Source organism: Robiginitalea rubriflava, assembly GCF_052540725.1.
Genome location: NZ_CP199309.1, coordinates 106,337 through 129,765, shown reverse-complemented (window position 1 = coordinate 129,765; position 23,429 = coordinate 106,337). Strand labels below are relative to the sequence as shown.

Below are 23,429 nucleotides of genomic sequence, written 5' to 3'. Positions count from 1 at the left end.
ATCCATTTTTCTCTTTTTTAGCGGTTGTTTTATTTCTATATCCTGCTGTTAAAAACCCTGTATGGCAGAAGGAAGAAAAAGGATTGCCTTTTTAAATATCTGTCAGCACTATTTCCACAAAAACATTTATCTTCAGGGCAAACCACACTGAAATGAGAAAACTGACCCTGTTATTTCTGATATGCTCATTTACGATTGCAGCTCAGGATACTAAAGAAGCAGACAATAAAGAAATCCCAAAAGCTGAGACCTTTCGGTCAAACCAATCGGTAACCATAAATGGAAAATCCCTGACCCTGGCGGCCGAAACCGGGACACACCTGCTCAGGGATGAGGATGATAAACCCATTGCCCTGTTCGGATATACGCATTATGCTCTGAAAGGGGCGAAAAACAGACCCATCGTATTCGCCTTTAACGGCGGGCCACTTTCTGCCTCTTTCTGGCTGCATTTCGGGATATTGGGCCCTAAACGGATTATAGTGAACGATCCGGATTACACCGGTCCTGCACCCTATGAAGTAGTAAACAATGACTATTCGATACTCGATAAGGCAGACCTGGTGATGATAGACCCGGTTGGGGTGGGTTTCAGCAGGCCGGCAGGGGAAGCCAAATGGACTGATTTCTGGGGAGTAGACCAGGATATCCGCAGCATCGGTTTGTTCATTGAACAATTCCTGATCAAATCCGGCAAATTAAATGCCCCCAAATACCTGTTGGGGGAAAGTTATGGTACCTTCCGTAATGCCGGCCTTGTAAAATACCTGCAAGACAAGGGCATTGCAATGAACGGGGTCATAATGGTTTCTGCCGTTTTTGAGTTGCAGCACCTGCTGTTTGGCCCGGGAGACGATATTGCCTACCTGGTCCATTTCCCGACCTATGCGGCAACCGCCTGGTACCACAATAAAATTGCGGATAAAAGCAAGGGACTCGAATCCTTTTTGCAGGAAGTCAGGGCCTTTGCTGAATCTGAATATGCCCCGGCCCTTCTGAAGGGGGATCAGCTCAGCAATCAGGAAAAAAATAATATTGCCTCGAAGCTGGCCATGTATTCAGGCCTTAGTGCTGATTTCTGGCTCAAAGCAGATTTACGGGTCACCAACGGAGAGTATTTTCAGGAATTATTACGCGATAAGGGGGAAACGGTAGGACGGCTGGATTCCCGGTTTACAGGGGTTAATGAAGACCTGCTGGGGCAGTTTGCCCAAACCGATCCGCAATCCGACGCCATTTCCTCGCCCTATATAGCGGCTTTTAAAAATTATCTCTACGAGGACCTGGGGGTGCGAAAGGACCTTAGTTATGTTACCACCGCAGGGCAGCGGGAAGGTTTTAAATGGGACTGGAAGCACCAGGGAAATATTAGCTGGAATGCACAGGTTGCCGTTAGCACGCTGCCGGATATGACCTCTGCCATGAAACGCAACCCAAACCTGAAAATCCTTATTTTGAACGGATACTATGACCTGGCAACGGTCTTCTATGGGGTGGAACACTCCATAAATCATATGGGTTTAAAGCCGGAATTAAAGCAAAATATCATTATGAAATACTACGAGGCCGGACATATGATGTATACACATCCCCCCTCCATGGAGCAGTTCAAGGCAGATGTGGATGCCTTTATTGACCAAACCTCAAAGTAATAATCCGGCAATTTTACAAGTAATTGGAAGGAGTCTTCCCTGGCTTTGAGGGTGCCTTTCAATTTAGAACGTTAAACACTGCTGCCCGACAGCAGGAAAAAAATCACTGATGAAAAAAGCTTCTTACCTTTTTGCAACCAGCTTCTTGCTCTGCCTGGCGTTGTCCGCTCAGGATTTATCTTCCCTGGAATATCGTAATGTGGGGCCTTACAGGGGAGGTCGGGTTACTACTGTAGCCGGAATCGCCTCTCTGCCGGGAACCTTTTATTTTGGGGCCACCGGAGGAGGCGTCTGGAAAACAGAGGATTACGGCCAAAGCTGGAAGAACATTTCTGACGGGTTCTTTAAAACCCCCTCTATAGGTGCGATCTCAGTGGCCCAAAACGATGCTAATATCGTCTATGCAGGGACCGGTTCGGACGGTCTCAGAAGTAATGTGATCGAAGGCCGCGGGATGTATAAATCCATAGATGCAGGGGCCAACTGGACTGCCATCGGCCTGGAAGGAACAGGACAGATTGGGGGGGTCCGTATTGATCCCACAGACCATAATACGGTCTATGTAGCTGCCATCGGAAAGGCCTTCCGGTCTAATCCGGAGCGCGGCCTGTATAAGACTACCAATGGGGGTAAGCAGTGGAAAAAAATCCTGTATATCTCAGAGGATTCGGGGGTTTCGGATGTGGAATTATTGCCATCAAACCCCAATATTGTTTTCGCCGCTGCCTGGAAAGGCAGGAGAACGCCCTGGACTATCATCAGCGGAGGTACTCCGCAAGAAGGCGGTATTTATAAAAGTGTAGATGGCGGGGACAGCTGGAGCAAAATTGAGAAAGGGCTTCCCTCGGAACTTATAGGTAAGATTGACATTGAAGTATGCCCATCGGATACCCGTATCGTTTATGCCCTGGTAGAGGCACCCGGGGAAGAAGGTGGTCTCTATAAATCTACCGACCAGGGGGAGAGCTTTACACAGGTTTCTTCTCACAACGGGATTCGCACCAGGCCTTTTTACTACACCAACATCAAAGTAGACCCGCAAAACAGCGATGTGCTGTATGCAATGGCCACGGGTTATTATAAATCGGAAGACGGGGGCAAGAACTGGAAACGCCTGCGCCCGCCCCACGGGGACAACCACGATATGTGGATCAACCCCCATAATACCAAGCTCTTTATCCAGAGCAATGACGGTGGGGCCAACGTTACCCATAACGGAGGCGAGACCTGGTCTACCCAATTCAATCAGCCAACGGCTGAAATCTACCAGGTTGCCGTAGATAATCAATATCCCTACTGGCTTTATGGCGGGCAGCAGGATAATTATTCAACCGTTTCCGTCCCCAGTTTTCCGCCCTATGGTCTTCAGGTGCCCGGAATCGGGTATATTCAGAATACAGGAGGCTGCGAGACGGGCCCTGCCATTCCGCATCCCTCCAATCCGGATATTGTCTATTCCAATTGCAAAGGGCGCTTTACGGTTTACAATAAGCGGACTGGCACTGAACAATCGTATTATGTGGGGGCCTCCAATATGTATGGCCATAACCCGAGGGATTTGAAATACCGCTTTCAGCGGGTATCACCCATCCTTATTTCGCCCCACGACCCCAATATCATCTATCACACCTCCCAATACGTACATAAAACAACAGACGAAGGCCGGAACTGGGAAACCATTTCCCCGGACCTGACTGCCTTTGAACCGGATAAGCAGGTGATATCCGGCTCGCCTATTACCCGCGATATTACCGGGGAGGAATTTTACAGTACCATTTATGCCATTGGGGAGTCTCCTGTTGTGCAGGGGGTCCTCTGGACAGGTGCCAATGACGGCCCTGTGTACCTTAGCCGCAACGGAGGTGAGAGCTGGAAGAATGTTACCCCCAAAAACCTGCCTCCCGGCGGGCGTGTGGATGCGGTGGAACCTTCCCCCCACAACCCGGCCAAGGCCTATATAGCCGTTTTGAGATACCAGTTGGGCGATTCAAAGCCTTATATCTACAAAACAGAGAATTACGGCCAGAGCTGGAAACTCCTCACTAATGGCTCCAATGGAATCCCTGCTGATACTCCTACCCGGGTAGTTCGGGAAGACCCGGTACGGGAAGGCCTGCTTTTTGCGGGTACGGAATACGGGATGTATTACTCCCTGGATGATGGCAGCAAGTGGCAGTCCCTGCAGCATAATTTGCCCATCACCCCGGTTACGGATCTTAAAATCCACAGAGGGGATCTGGTACTTTCGACCATGGGCAGGGGTTTCTGGATACTGGATGAGATTTCGGCCCTGCGGCAGTATACCCTATCCGGCTATTCGGGTTTACACCTTTTTAAGCCAGGCCCTACTATGCGGTATCGCCTGCCCTCGGGTGCCCGCAATAGCGCTGCCCCGGATTACCCCAGGCCCTCAGTTACCCTGGACTATTGGCTGCCGGAGGATACAGAAGGGCCCTTGTCCTTGACAATTCTGGATAATACAGGAGCTATACTTACGGCCTTTAGCAGTGACAGTATCCCGGAGACGACCGATGAAAGCGAGCGCGATATGGCTACCAACTTTACCCGTACCCGGGTCAATACTTCCCTTACCAAGAAAAAAGGGCTGAACCGTTTTAAGTGGGATATGAGTCAGGCGGGTCCCTGGGACAGCAATAAAAGCAGGAGGTACCAGAATGGTCCCTTGGTGGCTCCTGGAACCTATACGGCTGTATTGAAGATGGGGGAGCAGCAGCAAATCCAGGAATTTGAAATCCTGATGGATCCCCGGGTTAGCGGCGCAGGGGTTTCCCAGGCCGATATTGAAAAACAGTTGCAATTCCAGTTGGTGATTCGTGATAAACTCAGCCAGACCAGGCAATTGCAGGCAAAGCTGGAAAGCCAAATAGACGAACTGAAGGCAATGGAGGTACAATCAGAAGCGCAAAAGGCGAAACTCACTCGAATAGAGTCGCTGCTATCCCAGATTCGTACTGAAGAAGGGATATACATGAAGCCCATGTTAGCGGATCAATGGCAGTATCTTTATTATATGATGGGGCAGGCAGACCAATTACCCGGACGCGATGCCCTGGAACAATTCAAAACGCTGGATCAGCAACTGCAAAATTTACAGGCACAATTGGAGGACTAAGGCTGTTTTACCACTATCCCATTGAGCATTACAAAGGCCACCTTACGTAGTGCCTGTATGTCTTTTACGGGGTTTCCCGGAACGGCGATCAGATCGGCAAGAAACCCCCTTTTTATCCGACCTAGGGAGGGTAGATGGAAGATTCGGGCATTCAGGGAAGTTGCTGCTTTTAATACCTCTATGGTGGGCATCCCGTAGGCTGACATTAATTCTAATTCCCGATAATTCTCCCCATGGGTATAAACCCCAACATCCCCTCCGAAGCCGATTAGCAGCCCTGATTTAAGGGCGTCCTGAAAACTGGCCTTTTTCTTTTGGATCCGCTCTGGGGCGGGATTTTGACCCTTAAGCCAACCATTGTATTGTTCGATAGCATCACCTGCGGCCAGGGTTGGGTATAGGACCACCCCCCTGGCTTTCATCAATTCAAAAATTTCAGGGGTTCCCCCATCCCCGTGTTCAATGGTTTCCACCCCCGCCAGTACCGCCCTGCGCATCCCCTCTGGTGTACTGGCGTGAGCCACCACATACTTGCCTGCAGATTGGGCCGCCGCTACCATCGCATCCAGTTCCTCCTGCAGAAATGTGGGCTGGGATGCCGCTCCCGGGGTCCAGCGATAATCTGCATACACTTTTATAAAATCCGCCCCATTGCCCAGTTGGGTACGTACCTCCCGGATAGCTTCCGGGACGCCGCTTACGGCCTCTGCTCCAAGGGGAACGGTCACCCCATCATGGAAGCCTTTGGGTCCATAGGCCCCTGTAGCGACAATTGCCGGCCCGGCAACGAATACTCGTGGTCCCTGTATGATGCCCTGGGTTATGGACTTTTTCAGGGCTACATCGGCATATCCTGCCCCTTCCGATCCGAGGTCCCTCATGGTAGTCACCCCTGCCATCAGGCTCATGCGGGCATGTACAGACCCTCTCAGGGCGCGTTCTGCAGGAGATTCTTTCAGCACCTGATCATTCCAGGGGGTTTCATTATAGGGGTGCAATAACAGATGGGAGTGCCCTTCAATTAAGCCGGGCATCAGGGTCATCCCCTGCAGTGCAATCTTTTGAGTGTTCGCCGGCAGTCGTAACCCGGTCTCAGGCCCGGCATACTGTATAATGGAGTCCTGTACCAGCACCACCCAGTTTTGCTGCATCCTTTCGCCATCGAAAACACCTTCCGGGACCAGTAGTATTTGCCCCTGAATCAATTGGGCTGTAAACATCAGTAAAACCCATATAAGATTGCGTTTTACATGGGCTGTACTCCTGTGGCTGTTTTTTGGTCCAATATTCAATAGTTTCATCATCACTAATTAGTTAAGTCCGTTCAGATAGGCATAGCTCCTGCCAAGAGCGGATTCCGGATCAGCAACCATGTCCTGTTCTACAAAAAAATGATCCACCCCGGTCTTTAGGGCCACATCCACCAGGGGTTCCAGGGCCAAAACCCCGTCTCCTGCAGACGTCATATAGGGGAAGAGGGGTATCCACTGTGAAGGGTCCCCGCCATCATCCGAAAAAAACCTTAATTCTTTCATGTCCTTTAAATGCAGCATCTTGTAGCGGCCCGCATATTTTTTCAGGTAGTCGATAGGATTGACGCGCCCCGCAGTGGTCCAGAAAATATCCATCTCGAGGTAGACCAGTTCAGGATCCGTATCCTCAATCATCATTTCGAAGGGCACGATCCCGGAAACGGGCTGTAACCCATATCCGTGGTTGTGGTAGGCAAAGCGAAGCCCCTGCTCTTTTGCAGCGGCCCCTATTTTATTAAAGGTATCTGCCATTTGTTTATAACCAGCCATATCCTGCCTCCTTGCAGGTGGAATGGAGGGCAGGGTCAGATAGCTTGCCCCCAGTTTGTGCGCAGCTGTTGCCAAAAAGGGCAACCTTTCCAGGAGGGTATCCAGATCGGTATGCAATGAGGGTACACTAAAGCCAATATCATTCACTATTTTGGCAAATTCATCTTCTGATTTACCAAAAAAGCCGCTCCCCTCAAAGCCTAGCATGGGGGTCGTTTGCTTCCAGAATTCTTTATTGGAAGGAGCACTGAAAGGATAAGGTCCGTATAGTTCCAGTCCCCGGAAGCCCATTTCCCAGAGTAGCTCCAGGCCTGCCCCAAGGTCCTTCTCCAGCATTTTCGGGACCGAAAACAGGGATAGACCCAACACATCCAATTTTTTATTTACAGGCAGGGGAATGGCTCGCGACCAGAGTGGTGCTGCCCCCAGCAGGCCTGAAGCAGCGGCCAGGGCAGTGGTTTTTAAAAAATCTTTTCGCTCCATAAGCAATCATTTTACTTTCTGATTCTCCGCAATCTGTTCCAGCCTTGCTGTAATCATTTCCCTGGAATGCCATTTTCCGCGCAGCATAACCCCCTCCGGGTCTTTCAGGGCGTTTAAATCCACCAGCGGGTTGGACCTAATCAGTACGAAGTCGGCAATTTTACCCTCGGCAATGCTCCCCCATTCTGTTTCCTGCCCGAAAAACCGTGCGGGATAAAGGCTGCCCATCCGCAGGATTTCCAAAGGCGGTATCCCGGCCCGTAGCATCCCATCGATCTCGTGATGGATGGAAAAGCCCGGCACATTAAATAACTGCGGGGCATCCGAACCCAATAGCAGTCCTTTTCCCCCTTGTTGAAGTTTTTTGATAAGGGTCAGCCGGAAACTGTCAAAGCGCTTCCATTGTTCGGGGTCCCAGGCCGGATCACTCAGGTACTGTTCTTTTACCCGTTTCCAGTTTTCAAGTGTAGCCTGTGGCATATACTGCATCTCGGGTTGTTGCAGCAAACTGTCTGCAGCGGCAGGGGAAAACCAGCGCTCAAACAGGCTCTGGGTGGGTACTACCCAAACGCCGTTTTCCCTGGTAAGCGCCACCAGTTCATCAATTTTGCTGGTATCGGTCAAAGGGATAAAATTATAACCAAAAAACCCGTTTTTATCCGGTGCCACGCCTCCTTCTTCAGGCACCAGGCCTTCGAGGTACCCATCAGCGTGGTCTATGGTGGCATACCCGCTCTGCAGGGCATGGCGAATGCCCACTTCCACGGGAACATGGCCGGCAAAGGGTATTCCCTTTTCCCTGGCTGTTTTAACAAGTGTATCAAAAACGTCCCGTTTAATACCGGGGTGTATCTTCAGGAAATCATATCCTTCTTTGGCGTACTGGATAACTTTTGCCCGAGCTTCTTCAGGGCTGCGAACCGTATTCCCGTTAAGGGAGGGGCTGGAAGTAAAAACCCTCGGTGCCGATAAGGAATCTGAAAGGATTCGCGAGCGGAGGTCCAGGTGGTAGGGGTGCCCCAGCATTCCCCGAATCGTAGTGATTCCGTTGGATAAATACAGGAAAAGCGTTTCCTCAATCCGCTCTTCAGATGTGGGCGGGCTTGGGATGTGGGCATGCATTTCCGTCAGCCCCGGAATAAGGTAACCACCCGCCCCGTCTATATTTTTGAGGATTCCTGACACATCGGAAATGGTGCTGTCAATACGGATGATTTTTCCGGAGTCTATAACCACCTGCCGGTTGTACAGGATTTCACCCGTTTCAACATCCACAATATTGACATTGCTGAGGAGTTGGGGAGTAGGGCTGAAGCCTTCTTCTCTTTGTCCGCAGGCTGCCATTGCCAGAAGTAGCAAAAGAGCAAGCCCTTTTCTTATTGGTTCCATATCCGGTTGTTTAGGTCCCCTGCCCAAAAGGGAGGTCCTTTAAAAATACGCCAATAAATTTGGGTATGAAACCTATTGCGGAAAAAGCAAGGCCTGAAGAGCGGTTTTAATGGTCTAAAGTTCTTCGGTTTCGATGTAGAAATTGGGGTCTATCTCAAAGTTGCCGGGCTGCCCGCCCATTTCTTCAGATTTCCATTCGGCCTCCGGAAAGAGCCAGTGTTCCTTTTTATCCATAAAGACGCGTACCGGCATATCGAAGTCTTCCACTATATCCAGATACCTGTATTCCAGTTGGGCCCCCTTCCAGCGGTATTGCAGCTTGGGAATAAGGGTGGTGCGCAGGTATTGATTAAAGAAAGCCGAGAGGTCCTTCCCTGTTCGCTCCGAGAGGTAGTTTTCTATCTGCGCTGTAGTGACGGTCTGATGATAAAAGGTTTCATTGAGCCCCCTGAGGATACTGCGCCATAGTGCATCGTCCTCCAGCAGTTGCCGTAGCGTGTGCAGCATATTGGCCCCTTTGTAGTACATATCCCCGGACCCTTCCTTATTTACCCCATAAGGGCCGATTACAGGGCGGTCGTTTCTTATATTCTTCCGGGTCCCGATAACGTATTCTGAAGCCGCCTTGGGCCCGTAGTGGTAATCCAGGTACAGGTTTTCCGAATAGGCTGTAAATCCTTCGTGTATCCACATATCCGCAGCATCCCGATAGGTAATGTTATTGGCAAACCATTCGTGGCCGGCCTCGTGGATGATGATAAAATCAAATTTCAGGCCCCAGCCGCTCCCGGAGAGGTCGTAACCCCTGTACCCGTTCTCATAGCCGTTGCCGTAGGTAACCGAACTCTGGTGTTCCATCCCCAGGTAAGGTACTTCCACCAGTTTAAAACTGTCTTCATAAAAAGGGTAGGGGCCGAACCAGTGTTCAAAGGCCTCCATCATTTGGGGTACCTGCTCAAACTGCTCTTTGGCTTTTTCCAGATTTTCACGCAACACGTAGTAATCCAGATCCAGCGGACCCTTTTCCCCCTGGTAGGTTTCTCCAAAATGCACATAATCCCCGATATTGACGTTTACCCCGTAGTTGTTGATCGGATTGGACACAAACCATTCATAGGTGCGGGAATTTTCATTTTCCACCACTTCCCGAAGCCTGCCATTGGAAACATTCACCAGCGGTTTGGGGACTTGTACCCGTATGGCCATGCTATCCGGCTCATCGTACATATGGTCTTTGTTGGGCCACCATACGCTGGCGCCCAGCCCCTGGCAGGAAGTGGCTGCAAAGGGCAGGCCATTGCTGTCTGTTTCCCAGGAAAATCCGCCATCCCATGGGGCCCGAACCGCAACCTTGGGTTGTCCGGAATAAAAGATCTGCACTTCCTGGTAGGAACCCGGTTTCTGAGGTGCCTTCAGGCTGATAAAATGCGCATTTCCCTCACTGGTAAAGGAAAGGGTTTCGCCATTCTGGGAAACGGACGCTATTTTCAAGGGGGCCTGCAAATCGATTTGCATCCGTTCTCCAGCATTGATTACTTCATATCCCACTGTATTGCTTCCGCCAATCGATTTTTGCTCCGGATTTACGGCAATATCCAGCCGGTAATATTTAAGGTCCCACCAGGAGCGCTCCGGGCCAATACTGCCCCTGAGGGTATCAGCCCGGGTAAATTTTTCCGCAGGTGGTTGCAGCAATTGGGCTGCTGTGAGTATTGGGAGAAAAAAGATTGCGAAAACAATATACTTCATAGGGTAAAAATAGGGGTTTTTAAATCATAGTATTTCAGGCTGCAGCAGCCATGCATAAGCACTTTGCCTGACAATTTCGGTAAAATCTGAGGTGTTTAGCAATTGATATACGGCTTCTTTTTTATCAGCGTGCTGCTGGTAATACGATTTGCTGATGAGGTACCCCACGGTGTAACCCAGGTCGTGGGGCCTGTCATTTACATTCTCCCCGTTATACAGCCATTTGGAGTAGTCATCCTGCAGTAGATCGGCCCGCAACTCTCTGAATATCCAGCGATGGTTTTCCGGTTCGCCAAGGAAGACTAGGTTCGGGTGCTGCAGGGGCTCCCCTGAAGCAATTTCCACCAGGAAATCGCATACACCTTCCTGAATGATCGCTCCAAGCACATTTTCTGCATTTTCGGTATCCCCGTAATTTTGCTGGAAGTGCATGAGCTCGTGGATGGTTAGTCCCGGGAGGTCTTTAAAGTTCATGATGGCATTTTGCTGCCATTCGGTAAGCTCCTCCACTGGCATTTTTTCGGATCTCCCGTACATGTCGCCTCCTATGAACATTCCCATTTCGGTTGCTGTGCCTCCACTATTGAGAATGCCGGGTACGATATAGATTTTTGGAAAGACGGCTTCCGGATAAATGCCTTTAAAGTTCTGCATCCAATCCGCAGCTCTTTCTTTGGCAAGGGCGAGGCTGTCCGGATCAAACTGCGCTTTCAGGTAACGGTAATAGTTTGGGGCAGCGTTGATCATCTGCCCGTACATCAAATCAATACTGCCATATCGGACTACATAAAAATCCCTGAGTTCCTGAGGTCCTGTAAAAATAAATTCCTTAAGCAATTTTCGGGCCTGGGAAGTATCTGCCAGGGCTTTTTCAAAATAGGGCCAGAACGCATTCATGGCCGATGTCTCGAGTGAAAAATTGGAAACAGACCCCAGAGCCCCGGCTATGGAATCCAGGCGGCTCGCCAATTCAGGATAGTCTTCCGCTCGTAAATCTATGGGTTGCCCGGGAAACTTATCCAGTATTTTAGGGTTAGACATGCCGTGGTCAATGGCCAAATGCAGCTGTAAAACGGCAGAATCAGCCATCCCGCCCTCCTGATACATATAAGCTGCCTGTACATACAATTCCGAGGCCTGCAGATCCCGGTTGGCATCCTGCAGTATCTGCGCAAGGGCAAGATAGGAACCGGAACGTTCAAGCTTGTTATAACGCTCAAAAAGCTCCTCCATTTCCGGCAGGTACAAGGCCTCATAATCTATGGGCTCGTTTTTTTTATCCGCACAAGCCAGCCCCAGGCACAACAGGGCGCACAAAAGAAGATTTTTCATTGGCAACTCAAATTATACTGACCTAACGGGTTGTGATTAACGAAAGACTCCGGTCGGGAAAACTACTTCACTTTCATGTCCATTGGCTCCAACAGCGGCTACTCCAAAAAAGTAATTATCAATTACAATGCCATCCAGGGTAATTTCAGTTCCTTCTTCCACTACTTTAAAATGGTCCCAGGTAGGGGAAGTAGTGTCCCTCCAGTAAACTTTGTATTTAACGGCCCCGGGAACAGCTTTCCAGCGCAACCGTGCGGAGGGTTCCACAATCCCGCCAATTTCCACCTCTTCGGGTGCCTGCGGTGCCCATGCGAGGGAAGCAAGGCTTATTGCATTAACAGCAGTCAGTTTTGCCGCATAGTCGAAATTGACAAAACGCAGCAAATCCCCATACTGAATGCCCCCTTCAAGGCGGATATCCTGATGTTGCTGGGTGTAGTTTTCATGTGCTTCCATAATGCGGACTCCCGCAAATCCCATATCGTTAAAGGGCCGGTGGTGCCCGCCACGCCCAAAACGATCCAGGCGGTAAATGAGCATGGGGTTCATTTCCGGCATATAGGTCCGGGTGGTTTTGTGTACATATCGCGCCAGTTGTCTGGAGATACCATCCACTTCCCCGCCGAAAAAGCGGCGCCCTCTGCGTTCCCGCTCGGTTTCTGTGGGCGGTACAGGTTCGGAGAAGATCCGGAAATCCCGGTTGCTGATAACCCCGTCAACCCCGCGGATGTTTCCGATCATGTCGTTATTGAGGATACCGATGATATCCCAGCTATTTTCTTTGGCGTATTCGGCCAGACCTTTTCCGCCGAATAAGCCCTGCTCTTCCCCGGAAAGCCCTACATAAACAATGGAGTTTTTGAACGTATAACCGGACAGCACCCGCGCTGCCTCTATGGTTCCGGCCATCCCACTGGCGTTATCATTGGCCCCGGGGGAATCATCGGTGGCATTGTTCGGGTCACTTACTCTGGAATCGATATCCCCGCTCATCATTATATAGCGGTTTGGGTGATCGGTTCCGCGTTGAACAGCTACCACATTTACGACCCAGACATCTTTGGGAATACGCTGGTTTTCGGCTGCCTTCACCAAATTTTTCTGATAGAATACTTCCAGGCAGCCCCCGCAATCTGCGGAAATTTTCTCAAATTCTTTTTTGATCCACCGTCGGGCCGCTCCAATTCCACGGTTTTCCGAGAGCGTATCGCTCAGGGTGTGCCGGGTACCAAAACCTACCAGGGTGGTAATGTCTTTTTCGATGCGATCGGCAGAGACCTTCTCGATAATTTCGTAAATACGGGCATCGGTTTGTGCCGATAAACTGAGGCAGTTAATTGCAGTGAAAAGGAGTACTAATTTCTTCATAAATCGGGGGTATCAAATTTTTTTTCGAACCATTGGGAATGTGCATAACACAAGGGCCCTAAAAGTACGTATATAAAACCTGGCAATCCAAAGGTTATTCCAATTTTCAAGGCAGACAGGGCTACTGAAATCAGGCCAACAAACACATATATCGAAAAGTGCCGGGCGTAAAAATACAGGACAATGGAATTGGAAACGGAGCGGGTTTTCCTGTAGGCGCGGTAATACATTAGTGCGTAACAGAGGAAAATGAGCAAAAAGCCCAGACTGTACCATTGAAACAGGTCTGCCAGTCCCTGCATATTGATCACTTCCTGCCCCATCCAGGAGCGGATCAGGGACTTCATGGGAAATACATAATAGAGGATTACAAATAGCAAAACGGTATTGAAGGTGATAATCCAATTGTCCACATAGCCGCTTCTTTTGAAATAATTGTAATGTACCACCCAAAGGGCGGCAAGAACAAAAAAACTAATGCCAATCGTGATCAGGCTGCTACCTTTTGTACTTAAGGTCATAAAACTCTGGTTCAGGTCCAGAGAGACTACCATCAGCGTGGCCGCAAAGGCGAAAACTCCATCGCTGAAGGCTTCCAATCGGTTGCTGTTATGCGGAAATTTCATAGGGTTAATTTTTTGGAGATACCACGAAGGCCAGTTTATCGGTTGCCGGGCTCAGGGCCATACGACTGATGGTTCCCCACGCTTCAGGAAATTCCAGCTGGGGTTGCCATTCCATGTCTTTCCCGGGCCTGTAGGAAAGCAGCATATTCTGGAACCCGCAAAGCAACTGCCCGTCGGGTAACCAGCATATATCCTGGCTTCCTTCCGGTAGTTGGATAATCGGGTCTGTGGCTCCTGATCGCGGGTCCATGGATTTTAAAAGTAACTGCCCGTTTTCGACCGCTGTAAAACTGATACGGTCGGAGCCAGGGATTCGCTGCAGGGATCGGCCTACTCCTTTCTGAAAAGTGTAGACGGTATGATCTTTCATATTCGCCACCACCAGGTTCATGCCCTCTCCCGTTAAAACAGTACAGACCAGCAGGTCTTCGGAGTACCACAGGTGGTAGCCTACTTTCTGATCCTTAAGCAGCAGTTTTGACTTCCCGTTAGACAGCTTGTAACTGTAGAGCCTCTGAAGCCCGCTCGTATCCAGGCGAACGGCAGAAACAGCATCGCGGTACGGGATTTTCAATGGGGAGTATTCACTCCCGCCAGGGGTATTGTTAACCCAGCTCAGCAGGCTGTCAGTGATGGTGTAGCGTGCAATATCGGTCTGCCCGTTTCGTGTACGGGAATACAGCAATACGTCCTTGTTTAAAAAGGAGGGCTGGTTATCATAGCCTGCATTATTTGAAATATTTACAGCTTCTCCCACAGATATTACCCCCTCCCGGATTTCAATTCCAGCCAGGTATATTTCCGATTCCATCTGAGCATGTACACTCCCCAAACAACCTAGGAGGATGACCCCCTGAAGGACCTGTAAAATGAAGGCGTTACTTAATTTATACATAAGAGTCACTTAATCATTAGATATTGATTACTTAAAGCTGGTTTATCTAAAAGATATTATGAGTTTAAATTATTTAATTTTCATCGAATGTCGGTCCCTGTAAATGATTTAAACACTTGTAAAACGCTTTAACAATTCGCGTACATTCCCAATCCCGTCCACATAGTATCGCGCCTGGGTCTTCATGCGCCCCACTTTTACCGTAATGGCCTCCTTGGGTAAATCCTGGAACATAAATTCATCGGTCCAGTCATCCCCGATGGCGAAAATAAAATCGTAAGACTTCCGGGAGATCATCCGCAAGGCTGCACGGCCCTTGTTTACATTGCTGCTTTTGATTTCTACTACCTTATTGCCATTGAGCACGCTGAGGTCGTCATTGGCAATCAGCGAAGTCAGTACCGTATTGAGCTCAGAAGCCCTTTTCTGTCCGAAATCCGGATCTGTACTGCGGTAGTGCCAGGCCAGGGAGTAATTTTTATCCTCAATAAATGAGCCCGGGGTACGATCCACGAAGGACTCCAGTACCGGTCGGATTTTGGCCATCCAGTCATTTTTGACATTCTCCAGCAGCTGGAAAGGCTCGCCTTTTTCAGCGATCCACACTCCGTGCTCCACGATCATGGAATATTGTTTTCCTTCAAACCACCTGGTGAAGGTATCCTTGTCACGGCCGCTGATCAGGAAGATATCCGTACGGGTCTGTTTGTGGAGTTCATCCAAAAGATCCAGTAACTCGCTATCCGGACTGGCTTTTTGCGGATCGTTTTTAAAACCTGCCAGGGTGCCGTCGTAATCCAGGAAGAGGATTCGGTTTCCGGCATTTTGATACTCCTTCATCAGGGTATTGGTCTGGTCCACCGATAGCCGCCTGGCTACAAAACTGAAATCCTGGTTTCTCTGTACTTTGAGGGAGTCCATAAAATCATTGGCCCATTTTTCAACATTATAGCGCTCCAGTCGTTTTTGCATGGGCGCGTTCCGCGCTATCTGTTCTTCTTTGGACATATTGATGGCCTGGTGCAGCGCATCGGCAATCTGCTCAAAATTATTCGGGTTGATCAGCAGGGCTTCATTCATTTCATTGGCCGATCCAGCCATTTCACTTAAGATGAGTACCCCGCTCTGGTCTGTGCGGGTGGCGATATATTCCTTGGCCACCAGGTTCATCCCGTCGCGGATAGGGGTTAACCAGGCAATGTCACAACTGGTGTATAAGTCTATAAGGTTGTCAAAGCCCAGTGAGCGGTAGAAATACCAGATTGGGGTCCAGCTTACGGTAGAAAGTTCCCCGTTAATTCGCCCTACCAGTTCGTCAATTTCTTTTTTGAGTTTTTGGTATTGGGGAACCTTGGAACGGGAAGGCACCGCCAGGATGATCAGGCGTACTTTTTCTTTGTACTCAGGGTATTTCTGCAGGAAGTATTCGAATGCATTGATGCGTTTGGCAATCCCTTTGGTGTAATCCAGCCGGTCTATGGACAAAAAGAATTTGGCATTAGGGGTAGAGGCCTTGTGGGTATTGAGGCGGCGCTTCAGGTCCGACTCCTCGCCCGCCTTTAACTTGATGTGGTTCAGGGCGGCCTGGTGGAATTTTTTGTAGTCGATCCCCATGGGAAAAGAGTCTACCTTTACGATGCGTTCTTCCAGGTGGATTTCGTTAAAGCTTACTTCCAGCCCCAGCAGGCGGCGAACCGAACTTAAAAAATGCCTTTCGTAATCATAGGTGTGGAAGCCGATAAGGTCGGAGCCCAGCAGCCCCCGGAGGACCTCCCTCCTCCAGGGCAGAGTTCTGAATATTTCATAGGACGGAAAGGGGATATGCAGGAAAAAGCCAATGGATACTTCGGGCCGTTGTTTGCGCACCATTTCGGGAACCAGCATCAGCTGGTAATCGTGTACCCATATTACGTCATCCTTTTCGGCCACCTCCAGGATGGCATTGGCAAACTTCTGGTTTACCGCTTCGTAAATTTCCCAGTTTGAGAGTTCAAATTCGGAGTATTCCATAAAATAATGGAATAGGGGCCAGACCGTCCGGTTGCTGAATCCAAAATAGAAACCGTTCACTTCTTTTTTCGTCAGGCGTACCTTGGAACATCCGTGTTCTTCCAGCGCCTTGTCAATTTCTCCTTCCAGGCCATCCGGAATTTCTTCATCGGTTAGGCCGCTCCATCCAATCCAAAGGCTTTCCCCATCCCTATGTACGGATTTCATCCCCGTTGCCAGCCCTCCCACACTAGGAATGGCCTCTAGCCCCCCATTGCTGATTTGTAATTGTACCGGAAGTCTGTTTGAGATTATGATAGTTTTGCTCATGAAAGGGGATTTATTCGTGGATTTTGAATTCATTTTGCCTAAATTTCGTCAAATTGAGGCGCAAAGCCAATTAATTTGAAAATTTTAAAGAAAATATAGCTTATGGATAATCTGGATTATGGAATTATTGGGAATTGCCGTTCGGCGGCCCTGATTTCAAAAACGGGCTCCCTGGACTGGTGCTGTCTGCCTGAGTTCGATTCCTCTTCTGTTTTTGCCAAATTGCTGGACCAGGAGAAAGGAGGGAGCTTTGCTATCCTTACAGACGACTCCTATACTATTACCCAACGATATAAAAAGAACACAGCCGTTTTGATAACCCGCTTTTCAGACGGGGAAAATATTTTCGAGACACGGGATTTTATGCCCCGCTACTATAAGGAAGACAGGCAATATCAGGCCCCGCCCGAAATTGTGCGATACATCCGCCATATTAGTGGTAAGCCGGTTTTCAGGGTTCGTTATGACCCGCGCCTGGAATACGCCCAGGGGCATACCGAAACCTTTGTAAAGCACAATTTTGTAGTAAGCCTGAATCATGGGGAGAAGTACGATACGGTTTTCCTGTATACCTCCTTTAACAAGAATGCGGTGGTTGAAGGAAGGCCGATCGAGCTCTTGGAGGATGGTTTTTTCCTGCTGGGGTATAATGAGAAGTTGTTTAAGCCCACTACCAAGAAAATGTACCTGGAATTGGAGCGAACCAAGGTTTATTGGTTAAACTGGAGTGCACGCACCCCGGTTTATAAACAATACAACGCCCAGATACACCGATCTGCCATAACGCTGAAACTGCTGAGTTATGACAAGTCAGGGGCCGTGCTGGCTGCTGCAACCACTTCCCTTCCTGAAACCATAGGAGAGGTACGGAATTGGGACTACCGGTTCTGCTGGATAAGGGATGCCTCCATGGTGGTAAAGGTGGTCTCAGACCTGGGGCATAAAAATGTGGCCAGGCGCTATCTGCGGTTTATTGTAGACCTGATCCCTGACAAGGATGAGAAATTGCAGATCATGTACGGGATAAATAAGGAGAAACGGTTAACTGAAACTACCCTGGACCACCTTGCCGGTTATAAAGGGTCTAAACCTGTGCGGATTGGCAATGCTGCTTACAAACAACGCCAAAACGATATTTACGGCATCCTCATGGATGTAATCTATGCGCAACTGGTTCGCTTTGAGAACGACATCGAGAACGGGGAAGAGCTCTGGACCCTTACCAAGGGGATCGTCTGGATTGTGCAACGTCACTGGCGGGAAGCTGATAAAGGCATCTGGGAATTCCGGACCGAAGACCGTCATTTTACCTTTTCCAAAGTCCTTTGCTGGGTGGCCATTGACAGGGCTATAAAAGTTGCACGAATATTCAGGAAACAGCGTAAGATTGAGAAATGGAACCTTCTGGAACAGGAAATACGCGAAGATATCCATAAGAATGCATGGAATGAGGAGGCTCAGGCCTTTACCCAGTCCTATGGTTCCAAAAACCTGGATGCCTCTGTATTGCTGATGGAAAGCTACGGTTTTATAGAGGCTAAAGACCCCAAATTTGTGAGTACCGTATACGCCATTGAAAAGGAACTGAGTAACGATGGCTTGTTATACCGCTATAAGAATGAAGATGATTTTGGCCTTCCTTCTTCATCTTTTACCATTTGTACCTTCTGGTTTATCAACAGCCTGTTTAAAATAGGGGAGGAAGACCGCGCCCAGGAGCTCTTTGACCGCTTATTGGGCTATAGTAACCATCTAGGCCTTTTCAGTGAGGATATCGATTTTAAAACCAAACGCCTGCTGGGCAATTTCCCTCAGGCCTACTCCCATCTGGCATTGATAGAGTGCGCCGTGAATTTTTCCAAAAAAGCCCATGAGGCTCAGATTCTGAAATCTATGCAGAATTAAAGGCAGAAGCCCGGTTGTGATTTCCATGTTTTTTACTGGAACGAGAGGAATTTGCAGGGATAGGGATTAGATTTCTAAAAAGGGGGGTGGGGCCCCCGGAAAATGAAGGCGTAGTATGAATTATGCATGATTTTGCGTTCCCATTGTCTATCTTGAAAGTTCCCTGACCCGATACTCCTCATCGCTGCTGTCTTTTGACCAAATCCCTCAGGTAACTAAGCAGGTCTTTCAGGTCTTTGAGGCTCGTGAACGGGTTCATCAGGCTGGTCCTAAGGTATAACCTTCCTTTAAGCCTGGTCTGTACGATATAATAGCGGCCCGCTTTCAGGCTTTCCTCCCTGATGCATGCATTTAACTGATCCAGAGCCTGATGGGAGGTTCCAGGCTGAATAAACCGGAAGCACACAATGTTTGACATGGGGCGGCTTGCAGCTTCAAAATCGTCCGTATCTTCCAGGATACGCCAGAAATCCGCGGCAAGGTCGTACTGACGGGTAAGGAACTGGTCAAAAAGGGCTTTGCCGTAAACCTTGAACAACAAATACCAATGCAGGCTCATCATGGTTTTGGTACATTCAAAGGTTTTCTTGCCGCTATTGATCCAGCCCGCTTCTTCCTCCTCGCTTAGCAGGTAGTCTGCTTTCTGACTAAAGGTGTGCAGGGCATGCATCCCATTGCGATAAACCAGGGCTGTGGTAATAGTGGGCATCAGCATCATTTTATGCCCGTCAATAACCACGGAATCTGCCTGCTTAATCCCCTGAAGCAAATGACGGTATTTGCCCGAAAAGATAGCGGCCCCTCCGTGGGCCCCGTCCACATGGAACCACAGGTTTTTTGATTTGGCAAAGCTGGCGATCGCCTGCAGGTTATCATAAGCCCCGGTTGCAGTGCAGGGGGCACTTCCGACTATTGCAAATACTTCGAGGCCTTCGGACTGCGCCTGTTTGTAGTATGGTTCCAGCTGGGATGGATCCAGGGCAAAATTCTTATTTACCGGGATTTTGATTATCCCCTTATTTCCTAGCCCCATAATTTTTGCAGCGCGATCAATACAGTAGTGGGCTTCCTCACTTACCATGATGGCAAGGGGTTTTTGTAATCCTTCATTCCAGACATCATGGCTGGCTTTAGCCTTTCGGGCAGACAGCAGTGCTGTCAAATTGGCCAATGTACCTCCAGAGGTAAGCAGGCCGCCTGCAGCTTCCGGAAAGCCCACGTTTTCCGCTAGTGCTTCAATAACACATTGTTCAATAGCGGAAGGGGCCATCCCCATTTCATACACGGCCATTCCATTGTTCAGCAGCGCACTGACCATCCCGCTAAGGGCTGTAAGCGGTGCCGTTGCAGCTACCTGATGCCCCATGTAACGAGGGTGGTGGGTATGGGTTGTCCGTTTAATTACTTCGGAAAAGAATTGTTCCGGATTGCCCGAGGCCATGAATCCTTTCCAGAACACGAGTTGTTGTTCCGGATCTTCCCACTTCAAGACCTGCGGTGCATCCCCCTTTGTGGTTAGTCGCAGATGTGTATGAAGTTGTTCCAGCAGCATGTTCCCTGTGGCCAGAAAATGATCAGGATTGAAAGCTTTTTGTAACAGGTTTTGATCCATTTTGTAAGGGTATGGCACTATCAGCCGAATTGTGGCTAAAGGTACGCCAGGGCCGGGAAGAAAAAAACCGCCCGAAAGGGGCGGCTTTAACTTTATCATTTAATGTTCCATCAGTCAAACTTGTATCCGCCTTCGGCTGCAACCTTGTCGGCAATCTGCTCGCGCAGCGCCGCCACATTGGGCTGATTCGTATACTTGGTGAATCGCTTCAGACCCATCAGCATCATTTTCTGTTCGTCCCCGGAGGTAAAGGATACGATGGCTTCTTTTCCTTGTCTGATAACGATATCTACTGCTTCGTATAGGTTAAGCCTTGCCATGGCAATCTGCGTTGCCTGGGCTTCTGCACCAAAACGCTTGGCATTTTTCTCAGCCCTGAGGATTGCTGATTCTGCCATATAGATCTGGATCAGGATATCAGCAGCAGCCATTAGGAGTTGCTGGTGTTTTTCCAGCTCTGGGCCATAGGTTTGTACGGCCTTTCCGGCTACCATCAGAAATACCTTTTTTAAACGGGCGATCATGTCTTTTTCCTCAGCAAGCAGGCCGGAAAAATCAGGGATGTCAAAGGAAGGGATTCCCATTAACTCTTCTCCCACGGCCGTTGCAGGCCCCAGCATGTCCACGTGCCCTTTCATGGCCTTTTTAATCAGCATTCCCACCGACAACATCCGGTTGATTTCATTGGTCCCCTCATAAATTCTGGCGATGCGTGCGTCCCTCCAGGCCTTTTCCATAGGTGTATCGGCGCTAAAGCCCATTCCCCCGAAGATCTGAATTCCTTCGTCCGTGGTTTGCTGCACATCTTCGGAAACGGCCACTTTCAGGATGGAACACTCAATGGCGTATTCCTCAACACCTTTTAATTCGGCTTCCTGGTGCGAGTTTCCGGCGGCTACGCGAAGCGCAATACGGTCTTCAATATTCTTTGCAGCCCGGTAACAGGCAGCTTCGCCCACATAGGCATTGGTAGCCATTGTGGCGATTTTGGCCTTAATGGCTCCGAAATTGATGATAGGGGTTTTAAACTGAACCCGTTCGCCGGCATAGCGGACGGCCTCGTCTGTTACCCGTCGCTGGGCTTCCAGGCAGGCTGCAGCCAGTTTTATCCGCCCCACATTCAGGGCGTTCATGGCTATTTTAAACCCGTTTCCACGCTCGGAAAGCATGTTTTCAACCGGCACCTTGGTTTCGTTGAAAAATACCTGACGGGTAGAGGAGGAGTGGATCCCGAGTTTCTTTTCTTCATCCCCAAGGCTGATTCCGTTCTCCGGATCGTTTTCAACAATAAAGCCCGTTATGTTCTTATCGTCTTCTATCCTTGCGAAAACAATGAAAAGCTGGCAAAATCCGGCATTTGAAATCCACATCTTCTGCCCGGTAATGGAATAGTATTTACCATCCTCGGAAAGAACTGCCTTGGTTTTTCCGGAATTCGCATCAGAGCCCGCTCCCGGCTCGGTAAGGCAATAGGCCCCGAACCATTCCCCGCTGGCCAGTTTAGGCACGTATTTTTGTTTTTGTTCTTCTGTTCCATAAAGGGTTATGGGAAGCGTGCCAATTCCGGTATGTGCCCCGAAAGCAGTGCTGAAGGAGCCGGTGGCACCGGAAATATAATCACATACCAACATAGTGGAGACAAAACCCATCCCCATGCCGCCATAGGCTTCGGGTACTGCAATACTCAACAGCCCGAGTTCCCCCGCCTTTTTCATACAGGCTTCCGTATAGGCGTAGTCTTTTTTCTCAAATCGTTCCCAATGGGCCCAGAGCTCGCGGTCTACGAATTCAATGGTGCTCTCCCGCATCATTTTTTGTTCCTCATCGAGGTCTTCAAGGGTGAAAATATCATCGCAGTCTGTTGTTTTTACAAGAAACTGCCCCCCGCGCAGGATATCTTTTTCTTTGGTTTCGGTACTCATAGTTTTTTTATTTTGATCTGTTTTTTAATTATTTATCAGGAGAGGAATTCAAATATTCCCGCAGCTCCCTGTCCGGTGCCTACGCACATGGTTACCATACCATACTGCCCTTTCATATTTCGCCGGCGCATTTCGTCAAAAAGCTGGACCGAGAGTTTGGCACCGGTACATCCCAGCGGGTGTCCTAATGCAATTGCTCCTCCGTTTACATTTACGATTTCCTGGTTTAAACCCAGTTCCCGGATCACTGCCAGGGACTGGGAGGCAAATGCCTCGTTCAATTCGATTAGACCGATGTCTGCCAACTTTAATCCGGCCTGGGAAAGTGCTTTGGGGATGGCCTTAACCGGTCCTATTCCCATGATCCTGGGTTCCACTCCGGCGGCGGCATAATTTACCAAACGCGCAATGGGCTCCAGTTTCAATTCCTTCACCATTTCCTCGCTCATAACCATTACAAAGGCAGCCCCGTCGCTCATCTGTGAGCTGTTTCCTGCCGTTACACTACCTCCCTCTGCAAATACGGGCCGAAGCTTGGCAAGTACTTCCAGGGAAGTGTCTGCACGAGGGCCCTCATCTTTGGATACAGTGTAGGAATCTGTCGTTTTTTTTCCAGCAGTATTTACATAGGTATGCGAAACCTCAATGGGCACAATCTGGGAATCAAATTTTCCTTCTTCCTGTGCTTTCAAAGCTTTTTGGTGGGATGCGTATGCGAAGGCATCCTGGTCTTCTCGGCTTACCTTAAATTGTTCTGCAACGGCTTCAGCAGTGAGCCCCATACCCCAGTAGTAGTCTTCGTGCCCGGCTTTTGCTATTTTATAATCCGGGGTGGGCTTATATCCGCCCATGGGAATATAACTCATGCTTTCGGCCCCTCCCGCGATAATACAGTCTGCCATCCCGGCCTGTATCTTTGCGGTGGCTATCCCTATAGTTTCCAAACCTGAGGCACAGTAGCGGTTAACGGTCACCCCTGGTACGTCTTCGATCTGCAGGCCCATCAGGGAGATCAATCGGGCCATATTCAGGCCCTGTTCGGCTTCCGGCATGGCGTTCCCTACAATCACGTCGTCTATGCGCTTTTTATCCAGCTCGGGTAATTCGCCCATCATATGGGCGATGGTTTCAGCTGCCAGTTCATCGGGTCGCTTGAACCTGAATTTGCCTCTCGGGGCTTTGCCCACAGCGGTGCGGTATGCTTTAACGATATATGCTGTTTTCATGATCTTTTTTGGATCT

Annotated in this window: 15 protein-coding genes; 3 read left to right on the top strand and 12 right to left on the bottom strand. The window is 49.3% G+C overall.

Features of this window, described 5'->3' with window-relative positions; translation table 11 throughout:
* Window positions 1–152: 152 nt before the first annotated feature.
* Window positions 153–1,652 (top strand): S10 family peptidase, encoded by a 1,500-nt coding sequence (locus ACT6NU_RS00600; RefSeq protein WP_445382518.1) that lies wholly within the window; start codon window positions 153–155, stop codon window positions 1,650–1,652.
* Window positions 1,653–1,761: 109 nt separating this feature from the next.
* The gene (locus tag ACT6NU_RS00595) at window positions 1,762–4,785 is read left to right on the top strand and encodes a hypothetical protein (RefSeq protein ID WP_445382517.1); all 3,024 of its coding nucleotides are present in this window, start codon (window positions 1,762–1,764) and stop codon (window positions 4,783–4,785) included.
* Here ACT6NU_RS00595 and ACT6NU_RS00590 read toward each other — a convergent pair.
* The 9 genes from ACT6NU_RS00590 to ACT6NU_RS00550 form a co-directional block, all read right to left on the bottom strand.
* A complete protein-coding gene (locus tag ACT6NU_RS00590) occupies window positions 4,782–6,089 on the bottom strand; it encodes an amidohydrolase family protein (RefSeq protein ID WP_445382516.1) in 1,308 nt (435 codons plus the stop codon). The two genes, ACT6NU_RS00595 and ACT6NU_RS00590, sit on opposite strands and share 4 nt — an antisense overlap.
* 6 nt (window positions 6,090–6,095) lie before the next feature.
* Window positions 6,096–7,070 (bottom strand): sugar phosphate isomerase/epimerase family protein, encoded by a 975-nt coding sequence (locus ACT6NU_RS00585; protein ID WP_445382515.1) that lies wholly within the window; start codon window positions 7,068–7,070, stop codon window positions 6,096–6,098.
* A 6-nt stretch (window positions 7,071–7,076) separates the two neighbouring features.
* Window positions 7,077–8,459: an amidohydrolase family protein gene (locus tag ACT6NU_RS00580; protein ID WP_445382514.1), complete on the bottom strand. Its 1,383-nt coding sequence runs from the start codon at window positions 8,457–8,459 to the stop codon at window positions 7,077–7,079.
* Window positions 8,460–8,573: 114 nt separating this feature from the next.
* Entirely contained in the window at window positions 8,574–10,208 is a 1,635-nt protein-coding gene (locus tag ACT6NU_RS00575; protein WP_445382513.1) for a M1 family metallopeptidase, read from the bottom strand.
* Window positions 10,209–10,232: 24 nt separating this feature from the next.
* On the bottom strand, window positions 10,233–11,540 hold the full coding sequence (locus ACT6NU_RS00570; protein WP_445382512.1) for a DUF2268 domain-containing putative Zn-dependent protease: 1,308 nt from the start codon (window positions 11,538–11,540) through the stop codon (window positions 10,233–10,235).
* Window positions 11,541–11,576: 36 nt separating this feature from the next.
* Entirely contained in the window at window positions 11,577–12,908 is a 1,332-nt protein-coding gene (locus ACT6NU_RS00565; RefSeq protein ID WP_445382511.1) for a M28 family metallopeptidase, read from the bottom strand.
* Window positions 12,905–13,534, bottom strand: coding sequence for a TMEM175 family protein (locus ACT6NU_RS00560; protein ID WP_445382510.1), 630 nt, complete (start codon window positions 13,532–13,534; stop codon window positions 12,905–12,907). The genes ACT6NU_RS00565 and ACT6NU_RS00560 overlap by 4 nt, the downstream gene beginning before the upstream one ends.
* A 4-nt stretch (window positions 13,535–13,538) precedes the next feature.
* A complete protein-coding gene (locus ACT6NU_RS00555; protein WP_445382509.1) occupies window positions 13,539–14,429 on the bottom strand; it encodes a hypothetical protein in 891 nt (296 codons plus the stop codon).
* Window positions 14,430–14,537: 108 nt separating this feature from the next.
* Window positions 14,538–16,748: a bifunctional alpha,alpha-trehalose-phosphate synthase (UDP-forming)/trehalose-phosphatase gene (locus ACT6NU_RS00550; protein ID WP_445382508.1), complete on the bottom strand. Its 2,211-nt coding sequence runs from the start codon at window positions 16,746–16,748 to the stop codon at window positions 14,538–14,540.
* 102 nt (window positions 16,749–16,850) lie between these two features.
* On the opposite strand from ACT6NU_RS00550, the gene ACT6NU_RS00545 reads away from it, so the two are divergent.
* Window positions 16,851–18,653 (top strand): glycoside hydrolase family 15 protein, encoded by a 1,803-nt coding sequence (locus ACT6NU_RS00545; RefSeq protein WP_445382507.1) that lies wholly within the window; start codon window positions 16,851–16,853, stop codon window positions 18,651–18,653.
* Window positions 18,654–18,831: 178 nt separating this feature from the next.
* Here the strand turns inward: ACT6NU_RS00545 and ACT6NU_RS00540 are convergent, their stop codons facing one another.
* The 3 genes from ACT6NU_RS00540 to ACT6NU_RS00530 all read right to left on the bottom strand — a co-directional run bounded on the left by ACT6NU_RS00540 (window position 18,832) and on the right by ACT6NU_RS00530 (window position 23,413).
* Complete coding sequence (locus tag ACT6NU_RS00540) at window positions 18,832–20,265, bottom strand: pyridoxal phosphate-dependent decarboxylase family protein (RefSeq protein ID WP_445382506.1); 1,434 nt, start codon at window positions 20,263–20,265, stop codon at window positions 18,832–18,834.
* Window positions 20,266–20,375: 110 nt separating this feature from the next.
* The gene (locus ACT6NU_RS00535; protein ID WP_445382505.1) at window positions 20,376–22,187 is read right to left on the bottom strand and encodes an acyl-CoA dehydrogenase family protein; all 1,812 of its coding nucleotides are present in this window, start codon (window positions 22,185–22,187) and stop codon (window positions 20,376–20,378) included.
* Between the two features lie 35 nt (window positions 22,188–22,222).
* On the bottom strand, window positions 22,223–23,413 hold the full coding sequence (locus ACT6NU_RS00530) for an acetyl-CoA C-acyltransferase (RefSeq protein WP_445382504.1): 1,191 nt from the start codon (window positions 23,411–23,413) through the stop codon (window positions 22,223–22,225).
* Window positions 23,414–23,429: the final 16 nt, after the last annotated feature.